Annotated in this window: 18 protein-coding genes; 13 read left to right on the plus strand and 5 right to left on the minus strand. The window is 72.2% G+C overall.

Features of this window, described 5'->3' with window-relative positions:
* Window positions 1–231: fasciclin domain-containing protein (locus ACZ7CF_RS39815; protein WP_470372270.1), on the plus strand; the 231-nt coding region annotated here is incomplete at its 5' end.
* A 42-nt stretch (window positions 232–273) separates the two neighbouring features.
* On the opposite strand, the gene ACZ7CF_RS39820 is transcribed toward ACZ7CF_RS39815, so the two are convergent.
* The 3 genes from ACZ7CF_RS39820 to ACZ7CF_RS39830 all read right to left on the minus strand — a co-directional run bounded on the left by ACZ7CF_RS39820 (window position 274) and on the right by ACZ7CF_RS39830 (window position 1,676).
* Window positions 274–480, minus strand: coding sequence for a hypothetical protein (locus tag ACZ7CF_RS39820; protein WP_470372271.1), 207 nt, complete (start codon window positions 478–480; stop codon window positions 274–276).
* Window positions 481–520: 40 nt separating this feature from the next.
* A complete protein-coding gene (locus ACZ7CF_RS39825) occupies window positions 521–1,246 on the minus strand; it encodes an anti-sigma factor (RefSeq protein ID WP_470372272.1) in 726 nt (241 codons plus the stop codon).
* Window positions 1,247–1,418: 172 nt separating this feature from the next.
* Complete coding sequence (locus ACZ7CF_RS39830) at window positions 1,419–1,676, minus strand: hypothetical protein (protein WP_360384934.1); 258 nt, start codon at window positions 1,674–1,676, stop codon at window positions 1,419–1,421.
* Between the two features lie 327 nt (window positions 1,677–2,003).
* Between ACZ7CF_RS39830 and ACZ7CF_RS39835 the strand changes: the two genes are divergently transcribed.
* From ACZ7CF_RS39835 to ACZ7CF_RS39870, 8 genes are all read left to right on the plus strand, one after another.
* Entirely contained in the window at window positions 2,004–2,444 is a 441-nt protein-coding gene (locus ACZ7CF_RS39835; RefSeq protein WP_360384932.1) for an ATP-binding protein, read from the plus strand.
* 297 nt (window positions 2,445–2,741) lie between these two features.
* On the plus strand, window positions 2,742–3,605 hold the full coding sequence (locus ACZ7CF_RS39840; RefSeq protein ID WP_470372273.1) for an LLM class flavin-dependent oxidoreductase: 864 nt from the start codon (window positions 2,742–2,744) through the stop codon (window positions 3,603–3,605).
* Entirely contained in the window at window positions 3,602–4,873 is a 1,272-nt protein-coding gene (locus ACZ7CF_RS39845; protein WP_470372274.1) for an LLM class flavin-dependent oxidoreductase, read from the plus strand. The genes ACZ7CF_RS39840 and ACZ7CF_RS39845 overlap by 4 nt, the downstream gene beginning before the upstream one ends.
* A gap of 104 nt (window positions 4,874–4,977) precedes the next feature.
* Window positions 4,978–5,853 (plus strand): amino acid ABC transporter permease, encoded by an 876-nt coding sequence (locus tag ACZ7CF_RS39850; RefSeq protein WP_360384926.1) that lies wholly within the window; start codon window positions 4,978–4,980, stop codon window positions 5,851–5,853.
* On the plus strand, window positions 5,850–6,599 hold the full coding sequence (locus ACZ7CF_RS39855) for an amino acid ABC transporter ATP-binding protein (protein ID WP_360384924.1): 750 nt from the start codon (window positions 5,850–5,852) through the stop codon (window positions 6,597–6,599). The genes ACZ7CF_RS39850 and ACZ7CF_RS39855 overlap by 4 nt, the downstream gene beginning before the upstream one ends.
* A gap of 12 nt (window positions 6,600–6,611) precedes the next feature.
* Window positions 6,612–7,544, plus strand: coding sequence for an ABC transporter substrate-binding protein (locus tag ACZ7CF_RS39860; RefSeq protein WP_470372275.1), 933 nt, complete (start codon window positions 6,612–6,614; stop codon window positions 7,542–7,544).
* A gap of 10 nt (window positions 7,545–7,554) precedes the next feature.
* Window positions 7,555–7,992, plus strand: a complete 438-nt coding sequence (locus tag ACZ7CF_RS39865; RefSeq protein WP_360384920.1) for a winged helix-turn-helix domain-containing protein — start codon at window positions 7,555–7,557, stop codon at window positions 7,990–7,992.
* A 173-nt stretch (window positions 7,993–8,165) separates the two neighbouring features.
* A complete protein-coding gene (locus ACZ7CF_RS39870; protein WP_470372276.1) occupies window positions 8,166–9,038 on the plus strand; it encodes an aminoglycoside phosphotransferase family protein in 873 nt (290 codons plus the stop codon).
* Here ACZ7CF_RS39870 and ACZ7CF_RS39875 read toward each other — a convergent pair.
* Window positions 9,015–9,908 carry an AraC family transcriptional regulator gene (locus ACZ7CF_RS39875; protein WP_470372277.1) on the minus strand — a complete coding sequence of 298 codons (894 nt, stop codon included), beginning with the start codon at window positions 9,906–9,908 and terminating at the stop codon, window positions 9,015–9,017. The genes ACZ7CF_RS39870 and ACZ7CF_RS39875 overlap by 24 nt on opposite strands.
* On the opposite strand from ACZ7CF_RS39875, the gene ACZ7CF_RS39880 reads away from it, so the two are divergent.
* From ACZ7CF_RS39880 to ACZ7CF_RS39890, 3 genes are read left to right on the plus strand one after another with little or no spacing between them, the layout of a single operon-like run.
* Window positions 9,907–10,659 (plus strand): nuclear transport factor 2 family protein, encoded by a 753-nt coding sequence (locus ACZ7CF_RS39880; RefSeq protein ID WP_470372278.1) that lies wholly within the window; start codon window positions 9,907–9,909, stop codon window positions 10,657–10,659. The genes ACZ7CF_RS39875 and ACZ7CF_RS39880 overlap by 2 nt on opposite strands.
* A gap of 3 nt (window positions 10,660–10,662) precedes the next feature.
* Window positions 10,663–11,517: a protein-ADP-ribose hydrolase gene (locus tag ACZ7CF_RS39885; protein WP_470372279.1), complete on the plus strand. Its 855-nt coding sequence runs from the start codon at window positions 10,663–10,665 to the stop codon at window positions 11,515–11,517.
* Window positions 11,514–12,302, plus strand: a complete 789-nt coding sequence (locus ACZ7CF_RS39890) for an SIR2 family NAD-dependent protein deacylase (protein ID WP_360384910.1) — start codon at window positions 11,514–11,516, stop codon at window positions 12,300–12,302. The genes ACZ7CF_RS39885 and ACZ7CF_RS39890 overlap by 4 nt, the downstream gene beginning before the upstream one ends.
* A 221-nt stretch (window positions 12,303–12,523) precedes the next feature.
* Here the strand turns inward: ACZ7CF_RS39890 and ACZ7CF_RS39895 are convergent, their stop codons facing one another.
* Window positions 12,524–13,546 carry a hypothetical protein gene (locus ACZ7CF_RS39895; RefSeq protein WP_470372280.1) on the minus strand — a complete coding sequence of 341 codons (1,023 nt, stop codon included), beginning with the start codon at window positions 13,544–13,546 and terminating at the stop codon, window positions 12,524–12,526.
* On the opposite strand from ACZ7CF_RS39895, the gene ACZ7CF_RS39900 reads away from it, so the two are divergent.
* A partial coding sequence (locus tag ACZ7CF_RS39900) for a beta-ketoacyl synthase N-terminal-like domain-containing protein (protein WP_470372281.1) occupies window positions 13,445–17,396 on the plus strand: 3,952 nt, incomplete at its 3' end. The two genes, ACZ7CF_RS39895 and ACZ7CF_RS39900, sit on opposite strands and share 102 nt — an antisense overlap.

The raw sequence follows: 17,396 nt of genomic DNA on the forward strand, positions 1-17,396 counted from the left end.
CTCAAGACCGACGACGCCCTGCTGACCAAGATCCTGACCTACCACGTGGTGCCCGGCCAGATCGCGCCCGACAAGATCGCCGGCGACCAGAAGACGGTCGAGGGTGGCGTGGTGAAGGTGTCCGGTTCCGGTAACGCGATCAAGGCCAACGACGCCAACGTGATCTGCGGCGGCGTGAAGACCGCGAACGCGACCGTGTACCTCATCGACACGGTCCTGCTGCCTGCCTGACATCTCCAGAGCAGCAGTACCGCGACTCCGGGAACCGCGCTGTCACAGGCGGTTCCCGGAGTTCCCCCATGTCCGCTCGTCGAACGGTCCGATGTGGACCGTCGTCGCGTCGGAGAGCCGGAACAGCGGCCGGTTCGCCGGTTCGCGCAGGTGCACCACGATCACGGCGCCGTGGTTCAGCAGCCGCACCGACCTCGTGATGACGCAGGCGTCGAGGTCGTCGAAGACGGCGAGGACGCGATCGGTCACGCCCCGGGATTCGGTGCGCCGTGCGCACCGGATTGGCGGGTCAGGCCAGGTCGACGGTGAGAACGGCGGCGCTGGTCGGGCTCGGTGACCCGCCGGCCGGCTCGACGGTGAGCAGGGCCTCGCGGGCTCCCGCGATCCCGGTGATGAGCATCGAAGCCGACCGAGCCGGTGCGCGCAGCACGCCCGCCGATCGGGGCCCGTGGCGGTCGACCAGCCACAGCTGGTACGCCCGGTCGCGGGGCAGGGTGCGCAGGTCATCGGCCATGAACAGCATCGCGTCACGGCTCTGCGAGATCGCCGCGGTGCACGCCGGTGCGGTGACGAGCCGCAGGTCCGGTGCCGCCAGCAGGTCGCCCGTCGCGGAGTGCGGCGACACGGCGACGGCGGTGGTGGTCTCCGGGGTCAGCGCACCGTGCACACCGCCCACGACGGCGGCGGCCGCGCACGCGACCGAGATGATCGCCGCGGCCCGCCGCAGGCCTTGGCGCCGGGAGAGCTCGGACCTGACCTCGGAGAACGGCGGCACCTGCCGGACCTGGCCGACCGCGTCCAGCACCCGTGGCCGCAGGGCGACGGGGACGGTCTGGCTTGCGGCGAGGCCGAGTCGTGCGGCAGTGCCCCGCAGGCCGGTGACCTCGTCCGTGCAGGCCGGGCACCGGTCCAGGTGCGCCTCGAACGAGGCCCGCTCGGCGTCGGGCAGCGCGCCGAGTGCGTGAGCACCGGTCAGCAGGTGCGGGTTGATCGCACGTGGTCGTCCCGGTTTCACGACCGTTCTTCGAAGCCGTCCGGTGATCGGATTGCTGCCGCCGCACCGGAGTCCGAAGTGGAGTGAGCACGAAGGCGGTGCACCCCGGGAGGTGCACCGCCCTGTGGTCAGCCCTGGAGAACGTGGACGGTCACGGCCTGCGGTTCCTTCAGGCCGGACCAGACCTCGAATTTCACGGGCTGGTCAGCGCGGACGCCTCCGAGGAGACGCCCGGGAACGCCTGGACGCGGTCCTGGCGAGCGGAACGGGAGCCGGCGGCGGCCGCCAGGCCCAGCATCAGCAGCAGGTCGCGGCAGTCGTCCACGTCACGGGAGTGCTCCGCCACCCGGCGCGCGGCCTGGCGCTGCTGAGCGGCCTCCGCGTGTTCCGCGGCGACGCGGGCCTCGGCGAAGCAGACGGCTGCTCCCTTGGTGCTGTCGGGTCGGGTCATGAGCGCACCTGCCCGACCGACGAGGTACCCGGGAGGAGCGGTGCGAGCAGGTCGTGCGGGCGATCCGGCGACAAGCCGGTGCTCCAATCTCCGGCCGGAGGTACAGCGCCGGACCGGGCAGGAGGGGTCCGCGGCGGCTGGATGCCGGCAACTGGAACCCCAACGATCCCGACCCTACCCCACGCGCCGCGGACTTCCGCGCAACCGCGTGCGATCGGCCGGACGACCGTACGGGGGCTAGGGTGGGGTCGTCTGGCTTTGCCGCTGGTCGCAGGTAGCGCGACGGAGTCCTCCGGTGGTTCCGAGCGTGGTCATCTGGAGGCTTCCGTGGCGCCCGCCGACGAAGATCCGCTGTTGCTCGTCCTGGACCTGCCCGTCACGCCCGAGACCGCCACCCCGGAGCTGCGGGAGAGCGTCGCCGAGGTCTTGGCCGACCTCGGCGAACGGCACCGCTTCGACGTCCTGCTGGTCGTGACGGAGCTGGTCTGCAACGTCCTGGACCACACGTCCGGCACCGGCCGGCTGCGGGTCTTCCTCGACAAGACGTCCGGCGAGGTCGTCGTCGAGGTCGACGACGACTCCGCGCTGCCGCCCGTGCACGGGTCCTCACGACTGGGCGGCGACCGGGGCCGGGGCATCGTGATGATCGACGGGCTCGCCGGCGAGTGGGGCACCAGGCCGCTGGCCGCCGGGGGCAAGACGGTGTTCGCCACCGTTCCCGCCGGCCGGGACACCGCCCAGGACCCCCGGCCCGGCCAGGCGCCGTAGTCGCCGCGCACCCGGTCGGCGAGCGGGCTCCGCACGCCGTTGGTGCCGACCGCGAACGTCGGCGCGAAACCTTTGTCGTTGTGCGCCTCGACTTCCGCCCAGCGAGCCGCAAGCCCGCTCCCAGCGCGAGGGCGCACACGCCCTTTCGAGTCGACATGCGCAAGACCGCGACACCGGACGGGGAGCGCGCAAGCGTCGAAATATTCCCGATCACGCGATCCTTCTCACCTGGTGGCCGTCACAGCGCGGCCCCCTCCCGCGCGGCCAGACTGCGAGGACCCGACGAGAGGGGGACCGGTGGTCGCACCACTGCACCTGGCCGTCGCACTGCCCGTGACCGGCGAGCTCACCGCGCGGTACTGGGCGGGGCTCGTGCGCGAGGCGGAGGACGCCAAGCTGGACTTCGTGACGTTCGACGACGCGCTCGGTGGCGCACCGGGGCTCGACGCGGTGCTGATCGCCGCTCGGGTCGCACCGCTGACCAGCCGGATCGGGCTGCTGCCCACCGCGGTCGTCACGCACACCGAGCCGTTCCACGTGTCGAAGGCGGTTGCGACGCTGGACCACGTGAGCGGCGGACGCGGCGGCGTGTTGCTCGACGTCGCGCCCGATCCGGTGCACGCCGGGCACTTCGGGCGGCGAGACGTCGGCACGGCTGACGAGCTGTGGGAGGAGGCCGCCGACTACGCCGAGGTGCTGCGGCGGTTGTGGGACAGCTGGGAGGACGACGCGGAGATCCGCGACGTCGCCACCGGGCGGTTCATCGACCGGGAGAAGCTGCACCACATCGACTTCGAGGGCAGGTGGTTCAGCGTCCGCGGCCCGTCGATCACGCCGCGGCCGCCGCAGGGCCACCCGCCGGTGGCCGCGACCGAGCCGGGGTTCGCGGACATCGTGTTCTCCGACAACGCCTCCGCGTCCGACCGGCTCGTGTACCGGGACGTCGACGCCACGGTGACGCCCGACGAGCTGCTGCACTGGCAGGAGGAGGGCTTCGCCGGGTTCCGGCTGCACGGCGACCTGCACACGGTCACCCGCGAGCTGGTCCCGCGGCTGCGGGAGCGCGGGGTGTTCCGCACCGAGTACGAGCACACGACACTGCGCGGGCACCTCGGCCTGGCCCGTCCGGAGAACCGCTACGCCGCAGGGAGCGCGCGATGACCAAGCAGATCCACCTCGCCGCGCACTTTCCCGGCGTGAACAACACCACGGTCTGGAGCGACCCGCAGGCCGGCAGCCACATCGAGTTCTCGTCGTTCGTCCACCTGGCGCAGACGGCGGAACGGGCGAAGTTCGACTTCTTCTTCCTGGCGGAGGGACTGCGGCTGCGCGAGCAGGGCGGGCAGATCTACGACCTGGACGTGGTCGGCCGGCCGGACACGTTCACCGTGCTGGCGGCGCTCGCGGCCGTCACCGACCGGCTCGGGCTCGCCGGCACGATCAACTCGACGTTCAACGAACCCTACGAGGTGGCGCGGCAGTTCGCCTCGCTCGACCACCTGTCGGACGGGCGGGCGGCGTGGAACGTCGTCACGTCGTGGGACGCGTTCACCGGCGAGAACTTCCGCCGCGGCGGCTTCCTGGCCCAGGAGGACCGCTACAGCAGGGCCGAGTCGTTCCTGCGCACGGCCTGGAAGCTCTTCGACACCGGTGTCGGCACGTTCGAGCACCGGGACCGGCATTTCGACATCAGCGGCACGTTCGGCGTGCCCCGCTCGCCCCAGGGCCGTCCGGTGATCCTGCAGGCCGGTGACTCGGAGGAGGGCCGCGAGTTCGCCGCCGCCACCGCGGACGCCATCTTCTCCCGCTACGCCACCCTGGAGGAGGGCCAGCGGTTCTACCGCGACGTCAAGGGGCGGCTCGCGCGGTACGGGCGGTCACCGGAGCAGCTCAAGATCCTGCCCGCGGCCACGTTCGTGCTCGGCGACACCGACGCCGACGCGCAGGAGAAGGCCGCCGTGGTGCGGCGTCAGCAGGTCAGCGGCGCGACCGCGATCCGGTTCCTCGAACAGGTCTGGAACCGCGACCTGAGCTCCTACGACCCGGACGGGCCGCTGCCCGAGGTCGAGCCGCTCGTCGGCGAGAACACCATCGCGCGCGGCCGGGCCAGCGTGCGGATGTTCAAGGACCCCGCCGCCACCGTGCGCGAGTGGCGGGAGAAGGCCGCGGCGAAGGACCTGTCGATCCGCGACCTGGTGATCGACGTGAGCGCGCGGCAGACGTTCACCGGGTCGGCGGCGAGCGTCGCCGCGCAGATCGACGACCTGGTGCAGCAGGACGCGGCGGACGGCTTCATCCTGGTGCCGCACGTGACCCCCGGCGGGCTCGACGAGTTCGCCGACACGGTGGTGCCGCTGTTGCAGGAGCGCGGTGTCTTCCGCACCGACTACACCGGCCCGACACTGCGCGATCACCTCGGTGTCCGATAGTTGTTCACCACGTGGACGCCCTTGCTCCCCTGATCGGCCGGTACCTACGGTGAGTTCCGCGCCACGCGCCCCGTTCTGACCCACCCGGCCGACAAGGACCCGCCATGTCCTCTGCTCTCGCTCCACCGTCCACAAAGGACAGATCGGACGATCTGGCTGCCCTGTCGGTCGTGCCGGCCCGCCACCCGTGGCGGTGGGTGGGCGTCGCGGTCGTGCTGGTCCTCGTCGCCCAGTTCGTGCACGGCCTGGTCACCAACCCGGGCTGGGACTGGCCGACGTTCGCCCGCTACTTCACCGCCGAGTCCGTCCTGCGCGCGGTGGGCACCACGATCGTGCTCACCGTGCTCGGGACGGTGCTCGGCTTCGCGCTGGGCATCGCGGTGGCGCTGCTGCGGTTGTCCCGCAGCCCGTTCCTGCAGGGCGTCGGCTGGACGTACGTGTGGGCGTTCCGGTCGATCCCGCTGATCGTGCAGTTGTTGTTCTGGTTCAACATCTCCTACCTCTACCAGCGGTTGTCGGTCGGCATCCCGTTCGGCCCGGAGCTGTACTCCTTCGAGACCGTGCAGCTGATCAGCCCGATGGGCGCCGCCGTCCTCGGGCTCGCGCTGCACCAGGCCGCCTACGCCGCCGAGATCGTGCGCTCCGGCGTGATCTCGGTCGAGCCTGGCCAGCTGGAGGCCGCGGCCGCACTGGGCATCCCCAGGTCCCGGCAGCTGCGCAGGATCGTTCTGCCGCAGGCGATGCGCGCCATCCTGCCCAACGCGGCCAACGAGGTGATCAGCCTGTTCAAGGGCACCTCGGTCGTCTCGGTGATGGCGATCGGCGAGCTGTTCTACCAGGTGCAGGTGATCTACGGCCGCAACGCGCGGGTCGTGGCCCTGCTGATGGTCGCGACCGTCTGGTACATCGTCCTGACCACGCTGCTCTCGATCGGTCAGCACCACGTCGAGCGGTACTTCGCGCGAGGAGCCCGCCGGTGATCGAGGTGCTGGGCGTGCACAAGAGCTTCGGCGCCACCGAGGTGCTGCGCGGGGTGTCGCTGGAGGTCGCGGCCGGCGAGGTCGTGGTGGTGCTGGGCCCGTCGGGTTCCGGCAAGTCGACGCTGCTGCGGACGATCAACCACCTGGAGAAGGTCGACCGCGGGTTCATCAGCATTGATGGCGCGCTGGTCGGCTACCGGCGCTCCGGGCGCAGGCTGTACGAGCTCAAGGAGCGCGAGGTGCTCCGGCAACGCGCGCAGATCGGGTTCGTGTTCCAGAACTTCAACCTCTTCCCGCACCTGACCGCGCTGCAGAACGTCGTCGAGGCGCCGCTCGCCCACGGCCGGGCGCGCGACGAGATCCACGCGGAGGGACGCGCCCTGCTCGCGCGGGTCGGCCTGGCGGACAAGGAGGACGCGTACCCGCGGCAGCTCTCGGGCGGCCAGCAGCAACGGGTCGCGATCGCCCGCGCGCTGGCCACCCGGCCGAAGGTCGTGCTGTTCGACGAACCCACCTCCGCGCTCGACCCCGAGCTGGTCGGCGAGGTCCTCGACGTGCTGCGCGACCTGGCCCGCTCCGGCACCACGATGGTCGTCGTCACCCACGAGGTCGGTTTCGCCCGCGAGGTGGCCGACCGCGTCGTCTTCCTCGACGGGGGAGTGGTCGTCGAGGAGGGCCCGCCGGCGCAGGTGCTCGACCACCCGGTCCACGAGCGCACCCGCGCTTTCCTGTCCAAGGTGCTGTGAAGGGAGTCTGTTGTGCGCAAGTCACTTCTCGCCGGTCTGGTGCTGGTGCTGGCGGCCTGTGGAACGGCGGAGAGCGAGCCCGCCACCGTGTCGGGCCTGAGCGTCAGCCTGGGTCCCGACCAGAACCGGGTCACGGCGGCGAAGGACGACAAGATCGCCGCCAAGGTGCCGGAGGAGTTCCGCTCCCGGGGTGAGCTGGTGGTCGGCGGATCGACGGGCACAGCGCCGCCACTGCGGTTCTACGCCACCGACGACCGGACGGTGATCGGGGTGGAGACCGACATCGCCCACCTCGTCGCGGACGTGCTGGGGCTCAGACCGCGGCTGGAGACCTCGTCGTGGGAGAACCTGTTCGTCGGCATCGACAGCGGTGCCGTGGACGTGGGCCTGTCGAACATCACGGTGACCGAGGCCCGCAAGGAGAAGTACGACTTCGCCACCTACCGGCTCGACACGCTCGCGTTCGAGGCGAAGAAGGGCGGCACCTGGAAAGTGCGGGAGCCCAAGGACGTCGCGGGCAAGGTGATCGCGGTGACCTCCGGCACGAACCAGGAGAAGATCCTCGTCGACTGGAGCACCAGGAACGTGGCGGACGGCCTGAAGGCCACCGACGTCAAGTACTTCCAGAACTCCTCCGACTACTACCTGGCGCTGCAGTCCGGCCGCATCGACGCCTACCTCGGCCCGAACCCCACCGCCGCCTACCACGCGGCGGTGTCCGGGCAGACCGAGGTGATCGGCACCTTCTCCGGCGGCGCCGCGGTGCAGGGCAAGATCGCGGTGACCACGCTGAAGGGCAACGGGTTGGTCGACCCCGTGCAGGAGGCGCTCAACCAGCTGATCGCGAACGGCAAGTACGCGGAGGTGCTGAAGCGCTGGGGACTGGCCGACGAGGCGGTGCCGACCTCGGAGGTCAACCCTCCCGGCCTGCCGAAGACGTCGTGAGAGGGCTGTCGTGCGACTTGTGCTGACCATCGAGACCGACGACGACCAGGCCGCGGCGCGGCTGCTCGGGGCGTTGAAGGACGTGGGCCTGGTGACCGCGGAACCCGACCCCGACGTGCGGATCCTGCCGCACGCCCGGCAGGTCGTCTTCCAGGGCAGGACGATCGAGCTGACCCGGCTGGAGTTCGACCTGCTGCTGCACCTGTGCGAGCACCCCGACCGGGTGCACCGCCGCCGCGAGCTGATGTCCGCGGTGTGGGGCGTCGACGACGACCACAGCGGTGGCCGCACGGTCGACGTCCACGTGCGCCGCGTGCGGCAGAAGCTCGGTGCCGCCGGTGAGGTGGTCCAGACCGTGCGCGGCGTCGGCTACCTGGTGGCCGCGGGACGGGTGCGGGTCGAACGCGCCGCGGACGTCGTGCGGCTGGCCGACCGCCGCGCGGGATGAGACCCGGTGGCCTCCCGGTGCCGCTGCGGGAGGCCACCGCTTCGCCGTTCACCCGGCCACCACGAATCGCCGGTTCCAGAGGGGGCGCGCTCTGGTTCCGGTGCTAAATCGGTTGCTCTCCCCGGCGGCCCCGGTGTTGCATCGGCACACCGGGTCGCTGGGGGAGTTGGTCGATGCTCGACGGCGTGATCGCCACGGACGTGTCCCTCGTGGACGAACTGGTCCGCGCGCAGTTCCCGCACTGGCACGGGTTGCCGATCCGCGCGGTCGGGGACGGCGGCACCGGCAACGCGATGTACCGGCTCGGTGACGAGCTGGCCGTGCGGCTGCCGCGGCGCGAGTGGTCCAGGGACGACGCGGTCAAGGAGGCCGCCACCGTTCCCGTGGTCGCACCGCACCTCCCGGTCGCCGTGCCGGAACCGCTCGCACTCGGGGAACCCACCGAGCGCTACCCGGCGCAGTGGTCGGTGGTGCGCTGGCTCGGCGGCACCACCGCACCGGTCGAGGCCGTCGCCGAGGACACCCCGTTCCGCCTGGCCGAACTGGTCCACGCGCTGCACGACGTCGAAGCCACCGGGCGGCCGTGGACCGACTACCGCGGGCGAACGGACGCCGCGCGTGACGACGAACCGGTGCGCCGGTGCATCGCGGAGCTGGGCGGTGACCCGCGGCTGGTCGCCCTGTGGGAGGAGGCGCTCGCCGCGCCGCGCTGGGACCGGCCGGCCCGCTGGCTGCACGCCGACCTGCACGAGGGCAACCTGCTGTTCACCGGCGGGGTGCTGACCGGCGTGATCGACTGGGGCGCCGCCGGTGTCGGTGACCCCGCGGCGGACCTCATGACGGCCTGGCTCTACCTCGACGACCGCGGCCGCAGGGCGTTCCGGCGCGAGCTGGCCGAGTTCGACGACGCCACCTGGGCCCGCGCACGCGGCTGGGCGCTGCACCTGGCCGTGCTCGCGCTGCCGTACTACCGCGACACCAACCCGTTCCTCGCCGGGATCGCGAGCAGGACGATCGAGCAGCTACTGGCGGAACGCGCCGGGTGACACGCCCGCCTCGCGGGTGAAGAACTTCGCGAAGTTCGTGGCCTCGCTGAACCCCAGCCGGTGCCCGATCGCCGCCGCCGACAGGTCGGTGTGCACCAGCAGGCGCTTGGCCTCCAACGCCACCCGCGCGTCGATCAGCGCCTTGGCCGAACGGCCGGTCGCCGCGACGCAGATCCGGTTCAGGCCGCGCAGCGAGTAGCCGACCCGCGCCGCGTAGTCGGCGGCGTTGCGGCTGCGGGCGAACGACCGCTCCAGCTCCTGCTGGAACCGCTCGAACCGCGGGTCGCCGGGTCCGCCGGTGTCCGCGAGCAGCCGGGCGACCCGCAGCAGGAGCACGCCCGCGAGCTGACGCAGCAGGTCGACCGGCTCACCGGACCCGACCACCCGCCGGTACTCGGCACGCAGGTCGCGGGCCGACCGGTCCAGCGCGGCCCGGTCACCGGTCGGCACCTGCCACCGCACCGGGCCGAACGGGCTGAGCAGCGGACGGGCGCCGTCCAGCGGCGGCGGGAACGCGGGCGTGAACAGCACGGCGTGCGCCTTCAACGCCCCGGCGGGCAACCGCAGCACCCGGCCGGGGCTGACGTGCAGCACGGTGCCCGGCGCGCACGGGTGGTCCACGAAATCGACCATGCACGAACCCCGCCCGGCGGTGATCGCGAAGAGCTGGTGGAAGTCGGTCCTGTGCACCTGGAGCAGGGTGTTCTCGCTGAGCCTGCCGCGAAGCTGCGCGAGGTCCAGCACCTCCAGCCCCAGCCTCGGCCGGTCGGGGTTGCTGAAGCCGAACTCGGCAAGCTGTCCACTTCTGACCATGGTGAAGCCGGATCCTACCTCGTCCGGCGGCTGCCGGAGCGGCAGAGTTCTCCGCATGGACACCAAGGAACTCGTGCTCAAGGCCACCGGCGAGCTGTTCGGCGACAGGGACCCGTCCGCTGTGGACCGCTGGGTCGCACCGGACTACCGCCAGCACAGCGCGCTCATCGGCGACGGACCCGAGGCGTTGCGCGGGCTCGTCGCGAGCCTGCCGGACGGCTTCCGCTACGAACCGGCCCGTGTGGTCGCCGACGGCGATCTCGTTGCGCTGCACGGCGTCTACCACGGCTTCGGGCCGCAGCCGCTGGTCGCGTTCGACCTGTTCCGGATCGAGGACGGCAAGCTCGCCGAGCACTGGGACGCGCTCACGCCGGTCGTCGATCCGACGGTGAGCGGACGGTCCCAGACGGACGGTCCGGCGGGGCCCGCCGGCACCGGCACCGAGCACAACCGCGCGTTGGTCGCCGAGTTCGCGCAGCGCGTGCTGCAGGACGCCGACTACTCCGTGCTCACCGACTACATCTCCACCGAGACCTACCTGCAGCACAACCCCGAGGCCGCCGACGGGCTCGACGGGTTCGGCGCCGCCGCCGCGCGGTGGGCCGAGCAGGGCCGCCACCTCGTCTACAAGACCGTGCACCGGGTCGTGGCCGAGGGCGACCTGGTGCTGCTGCAGTCCGAGGGCGAGTTCGGCGAGCCGGTCGCGTACTGGGACCTGTTCCGGGTCGCGGACGGCCGGATCGTCGAGCACTGGGACGTGATCACCCCGGTGCCCGCGGAGCTCCCGCACGGCAACGGCCTGTTCTGAGCCGTGATCACCGCACTGCCGTTGCGCGACTACCGGGACGCGGTCGCGCTCGACGAACCGTTCCACCCGCTCCGCCCGCCCGCACCGGCCCGTCACCTCGACGGGCTGACCGGGCTCGCGCTGCGGCTGCTCGGCGAGGACCCGCGGGTGGGTCGCCCCACCCTCCCGCACGGTCCCGCCGAACGCCGCCTGCTGCTGCGGTCGCTGCTGACCGTGCGCGAACCCGCCCCGGTCGCTCCCGACCTGCAGGCGGTGCTCGACGCGGTCCTCGGCGGTGAACGCGAGCAGAGCGCGCCTGCCGACGCGAGCGGGCTGGCCGCACCGATCGCCGTGTGGCGTGGCGACATCACGTTGCTCAGGGCCGACGCGATCGTCAACGCCGCGAACGACGCCCTGCTGGGCTGCTTCCAGCCGATGCACCAGTGCGTCGACAACGCGATCCACGCCGCAGCCGGCCCGCGGCTGCGCGAGGACTGCCACCGCATCATGGCCGCGCAGGCCGCACCGGAACCCACGGGCCTCGCGAAGATCACCCGCGGTTACCACCTGCCGGCGCGGTTCGTGCTGCACACCGTCGGGCCGATCGTGCGCGGCACCGTCAAGCCCGCGCACGAACAGGCCCTGGCCGACGCGTACCGGTCGTGCCTCGACCTGGCCGCCGAGGTCGGCACGATCCGCACGCTCGCGTTCTGCGCGATCAGCACCGGCATCTTCGGTTTCCCCAAACAGCCGGCGGCGCACATCGCCGTCGAGGTCGTCCGCGACTGGCTCGCCGCCCACCCCGGGCGACTCGACCGCGTCGTCTTCACGACCTTCAGCGGCGACGACGACACGGCCTACCGGAAGGCGTTGCGATGACCTGGGAACGCTGGCTCGACGACGCGGACCGGGTGCTGGTCGCGGCGGGTGCGGGGCTGTCGGCGGCGGCCGGGTACGACTACTCCGACACCGAGCGGTTCGCCGAGCTGTTCCCCGTGCTGCACCGCACTGGGCTGCGGGCCCGCTACCAGCTCATCGGGCTGCCGCTGCCGCCACGGCTGCTGTGGGGCTACTGGGCGGTGCACGTCGACGACATCCGCTTCGCCCCGGCACCGAACCCGGTCTACACCCGGCTGCGCGAGGTCGTCGGCGGGAAGGACAACTTCGTCCTCACCTCCAACGTGGACGGTTTGTTCGCGCGCAACGGTTTCGCCGACGTCTGGTCACCGCAGGGCGACTACGGGCGCTACCAGTGCGAAACGCCGTGCACCCGTGAAACCTGGGAGAGCCGGCCGGTCGTGGAGGCGGCACTGGCGGCGTACGACCCGGACACCGGGGAGACCTCGGCGGTCCCGGCGTGCCCGCGATGTGGCGGTGCGGTGTTCCTCAACGTGCACAAGGGACCCGAGTACGTGCCCGACCACTACGAGCCGGACGGCATCCGTCTGCGCGAGTGGCTGGCGGCGGCGGGGAAGCTGGTCGTCGTCGAGATCGGGGCCGGGTTCAGCACGCCCACCGTGATCCGCCGGCCGGTGGAGTCGCTGGTGCGCGGTCTTCCGCACGCACGGCTGGTGCGGATCAACCGCGACCACGCGGAGGTGCCCGGCGACCTGGCCGGGCGGTCGGCGTCGATCCGGGCCGACGTCGCGGAGGTGCTGGCCTGAGGAGCTCGGCTCCCGTTCGACGAACTGGCGGCATCGACCGGGGTCACGCGGGTGTTTCGCGCGGACGAGCGGTCGGACCGGTACCCCGGAGGCCATAGCACGTCGCACCATCACCGATCCGGAGTACCAGACCCGGCCGTTCGGCTTCATTCGCCAGGTTACGTACGTGAGAAAGTTTCAGCACCCCCCTCGACGGCACCTGTGGTTTGTGCGTACGGTGATCACGAAGTAACCGTACCGGCCAGTAGGAACGCAAGCTGAATTCCTTTCTCCCCACCCTGCAGGGTGAGGAAGTGAGCGCAGTGGACATGCTGTCGGATCCTGAACGGGTGCTGTGCCTGAGTCCGTTCGGCACCCCCAACCCGGCCCTCGTGGTCGCCGCCGAACGGGCGGGTGGCCTCGGCGTGCTCGACCTCGGGCCGCACGCGGTCAGAGACCTCTCCCGGGTCCGCGCACGGCACTCCGGCACGTTCGGGGTGCGAGTGCGCGGGCCGCTGACCGCCGCGTTGCCCGAGGCCGCCGACACGGTCGTGGTGGACCTGGCCGACCCCGTTCCCGACCGCTCTGAACTGGGCGAACGCCGTGTCCTGGTGGTCGTCACCTCGGTGGCGGAGGCGGTTGCGGCGATCGGGTGGGGTGCGACCGGCCTGGTCGCGAAGGGTGCCGAGGCGGGCGGCCGAGTGGGTGGTTCGCCCGCGTTCGTGCTGCTCCAGCAGGTGATCGCGCTGACCGATCTGCCGGTCTGGCTGTGGGGGAGCATCGGTGCGGACACGGCTGCCGCGGCCGTCGCCGGCGGTGCGCGCGGGGTGGTGCTGGAAGGCCAGCTGGCACTCGTGCGCGAAGCGCGAAAACATATTTCCGGCGAATTTGTCAACGCGATCAGCGTGATGGACGGCGCCGACACCGTTGTCCGTGAAGGCGTGCGTGTTCATGTTCGGCAGAACGCTCTCGAAATAGGCCAGGAAGGTGCGTTCGCGGAATTCAACCGCACCTCGTTCGGCACCGTCGGAGGCGTCGTCGGGGCCATTGACCGGGCGATCGGCGACAATCTCGCACACGCGGGCGAACACCGCTCGATCCGCGTCGGCGGGCCGTTCTGCGACCGCGTTCCCGGCCTGCGCTACCCGATCGCCCAGGGGCCGATGACCCGCGTCAGCGACCAGCCCGCGTTCGCCGCGGCGGTGGCGGAAGGCGGTGCGCTGCCGTTCCTCGCGCTCGCCCTGATGGAGGGCGAGCAGGTCCACGAGCTGCTCGTGGCGACCGCCGGGAAGCTCGGCGACCGGCCGTGGGGCGTGGGTCTGCTCGGCTTCGCGCCTGCGGAGCTGCGGGCCCGGCAGCTGGCGGCGGTGCTGAGGACCAGGCCGAGGTACGCGATCGTCGCCGGCGGCACCCCGGCCCAGGCGCGGGAGCTGGAGGACGCCGGGATCGAGGCGTTCCTGCACGTCCCGTCACCCGCTCTGCTGCGCCGGTTCCTCGACGAGGGTGCGCGCAAGTTCGTCTTCGAGGGCTCCGAGTGCGGAGGGCACACCGGGCCGCGGACCAGCTTCACGTTGTGGCAGCAGCAGATCGACGTGCTGCGCGGGCGGGAGGAGGGCGTCGTCGCGCTGTTCGCGGGCGGTGTCCACGACGCCCGGTCGGCCGCGATGGTCGACGCGCTGACGGCCCCGCTCGCCGCTCGCGGTGCCGCGATCGGCGTGCTCGTCGGCACGGCCTACCTGTTCACCGAGGAGGCCGTCGAGCACGGCGCGATCCAGCCGGTGTTCCAGCAGGTCGCGCTGGAGTGCGCGGACACGGCGCTGCTGGAGACCTCGCCCGGCCACGCCGTCCGGTGCGCGCAGACGTCCTATGTGGACACGTTCGAGCAGGCGCGGGCCGAGCTGGCGGACCTGCCCCGGCAGGAGAGCTGGGAACGGCTCGAACAGCTCAACCTGGGCCGGTTGCGGCTGGCCAGCCGAGGGCTCGTGCGCTCCGGCGACGGGCTCGTCGAGGTCGGCGAGGACGAGCAGCGCCGCGAGGGCATGTTCATGATCGGCCAGGTCGCGACCCTGCGATCCGAGCGGACCACGATCGCCGCGCTGCACGAGGAGATCGTCTCCGGCGTCCTGCCGGAGCACACCCGCGCCGACGGGACGGCTCAGCCGCTGGACGTCGCCATCGTCGGCATGGCCGCGATCATGCCGGGTGCGCGGGACGTGGCCGAGTTCTGGGCCAACGTGCTCGCGGGCACCGACTCCATCACCGAGGTCCCGCCGGACCGGTGGTCGCCGGAGCGGTACGGCAGCCCGTTCCGCTGGGGCGGGTTCCTCCCGCGCACGGCGTTCGACCCGCTGGCCTACGGCATCCCGCCCGCGTCGCTGACCTCGATCGAACCCGCTCAGCTGCTGGCACTGGAGGTCAGCGCGCGGGCGTTGGAGGACGCCGGGTACGCCACGCGGGTGTTCGACCGCGAACGCACCTCGGTGATCTTCGGCGCCGAGGCCGGTGCGGACCTCGCGAACGCCTACACGGTCCGCACGGCGTTGCCCGCGCTGGGCGTCAAGGGCCTGGACGACCACCTGCCCGCGCTGACCGAGGACTCGTTCCCCGGCGTGCTCGGCAACGTGATCGCCGGCCGGGTCGCGAACCGGCTCGACCTGGGCGGCGCCAACTACACGGTCGACGCGGCCTGCGCGTCCAGCCTCGCCGCGCTCGACGTGGCGTGCAAGGAGCTCGTCGGCGGCACCAGCGACATGGTCCTGTGCGGTGCCGTCGACCTGCACAACAGCGCCCACGACTACCAGATGTTCGCCTCGGTCAAGGCGTTGTCGGCCCAGGGCCGCTGCGCCACGTTCGACTCGGCGGCGGACGGCATCGCGCTCGGCGAGGGCGTGGCGTGCGTGGTGCTCAAGCGGCTTGAGGACGCCGAACGCGACGGCGACCGGATCTACGCGGTCGTCAAGAGCATCGGCGCGTCCAGCGACGGCCGCTCGCTCGGGCTCACCGCGCCACGACCGGAAGGCCAGCAACGGGCACTGCGCCGGGCGTACGCGTCGGCGGGTGTGTCCGTGCGGGACGTGGGCCTGGTCGAAGCGCACGGCACCGGGACCGTCGTCGGCGACCGGACCGAGCTCGCCGCGCTCACCGAGATGTTCGCCGGCGTCGAACCGGGCAGCTGCACGATCGGCTCGGTGAAGTCGCAGATCGGGCACACCAAGTGCGCGGCAGGGCTCGCCGGGGTGATCAAGGCGGCACTGGCCGTCCACACCGGAATCCGGCCGGGGACGTTGCACGTCAAGCGGCCCAACGCTTTCTGGGATGCGCGGACCAGCCCGTTCGCGTTCGGCCACCGCACCTGGGCCGCGCGGGACCGGGTCGCGGGCGTCAGCGCGTTCGGCTTCGGCGGCACCAACTTCCACACCGTGCTCACCGGGTACACCGGCGCGGACGAGCCGCGGCACGGGCTGACCGCGTGGCCGGCCGAGCTGTTCCTCGTGCGCGGCGAGAACCCCGAGGCAGCACAACGGGAAGCCGCACGGCTCAAGGCACTGGTCGACGACCGCACGCCGCTGCGGAACCTGGCGGCCGCCTGCGGCAGCGGCACGGTGCAGGCGGCGTTCGTGGTGAGCGACCACGACGGCCTGAGCCGGGCGTTGGCGGACGTCGAGGCGTGGCGCGCGTCCGACGTCGTGCTGCTGCGGGACGGGGAACGGCCGAAGGTCGCGTTCCTCTACCCCGGCCAGGGCAGCCAACGACCGGGCATGCTGCTGGACCTGGTCACGGCGTTCCCGTGGCTGCAGGAGCTGGTGGACCCGCGCTACGAACGCGTGATGTTCCCGCCGGCCGCACTGACCGCGGACGACGTGGCACGCCAGCGCGCGGAGCTCACCGACACCCGCAACGCCCAACCGGCGCTCGGGATCGCCGGGCTGGCCGTGACCGCGTTGCTCGACTCCGTCGGCGTGCGGCCGGACCTGGCCGGCGGTCACAGCTACGGCGAGCTGGTCGCGCTGACCGCCGCCGGGGCGGTCGAGGACGCCGACCTGCTCGACCTCAGCGCGGCCAGGGCGCGGGCGATGCTCGACGCGGCCGGCGACGACCCCGGCACCATGGCTGCGGTGACCGCCCCGGTGGCCGAGGTCGAGGCACTGCTCCCGCCGGACGTGGTGGTGGCCAACCACAACGCGCCCGACCAGGTCGTGGTCTCCGGGCCGACGGCCGCGGTGGAGAACGCCGTCGCCCTGCTGCGGGACGCCGGCCTGACCGTCAAACCCATCCCGGTCGCTGCCGCGTTCCACAGCCCGCTGATGGCAGGGGCGCGGGACCGGTTCGCCGAGGAGCTCGCGGCCGTGCCGGTCGGCGAGCCGCGGTTCCCGGTGTGGTCGAACGTGACCGCCGCACCGCACACCGACGTCCGCACCGGGCTGGCCGACCAGCTCGCTGGCCGGGTCAGGTTCGCCGAGCAGGTCGAGTCGATGTACGCGGCGGGCGCGCGGATCTTCGTCGAGGCCGGGCCGGGCGGGGTGCTGACCGCGCTGGTCGGCCGGACGCTCGGCGACCGGCCGCACCGGGCGCTGCGCTGCGACGACCACGTGACGTTCCTGCGCACGCTCGCCGCACTCGCGGTCGCCGGTGTCGAGGTGGACGCCGCGCCGTTGTTCGAGGACAGGGCCGAACCCGCCACGGCCGTGCCGCCGCGGCCGAAGTGGTACGTGGACGGAGGTCTCGTGCGGGACGCGAACGGAGACGCACTGCCCGGTGGGTTGCGGCCCGCGACCGAGCTCCCCACCCTGCGGCTCGGGCCGGGCCTGGGCCGGGACGAGATCGTGGAGAAGTTCCTCGACGGCATGCGCGACGCCGTCAGCGCGCAGCGCGACGTGCTGCTGAGCTACCTCGGCACCGCGCCCGCGGCCGTCCCGCCGCCGATGCCGGTGGTCGACGCCGTGGTCAAGGCACCGGAACCCGTGGTGCCGCAGCAGGAAGACGTGGCCGCGGTGGTGCTGCGGACGATCAGCACCCGCACCGGCTACCCCGTCGAGATGCTGCAACCGGGACTGGACCTGGAGGCGGACCTGTCGATCGACTCGATCAAGCGCACCGAGATCGTCGGTGAGCTGG

This window comes from Lentzea sp. NPDC036955, assembly GCF_055608005.1.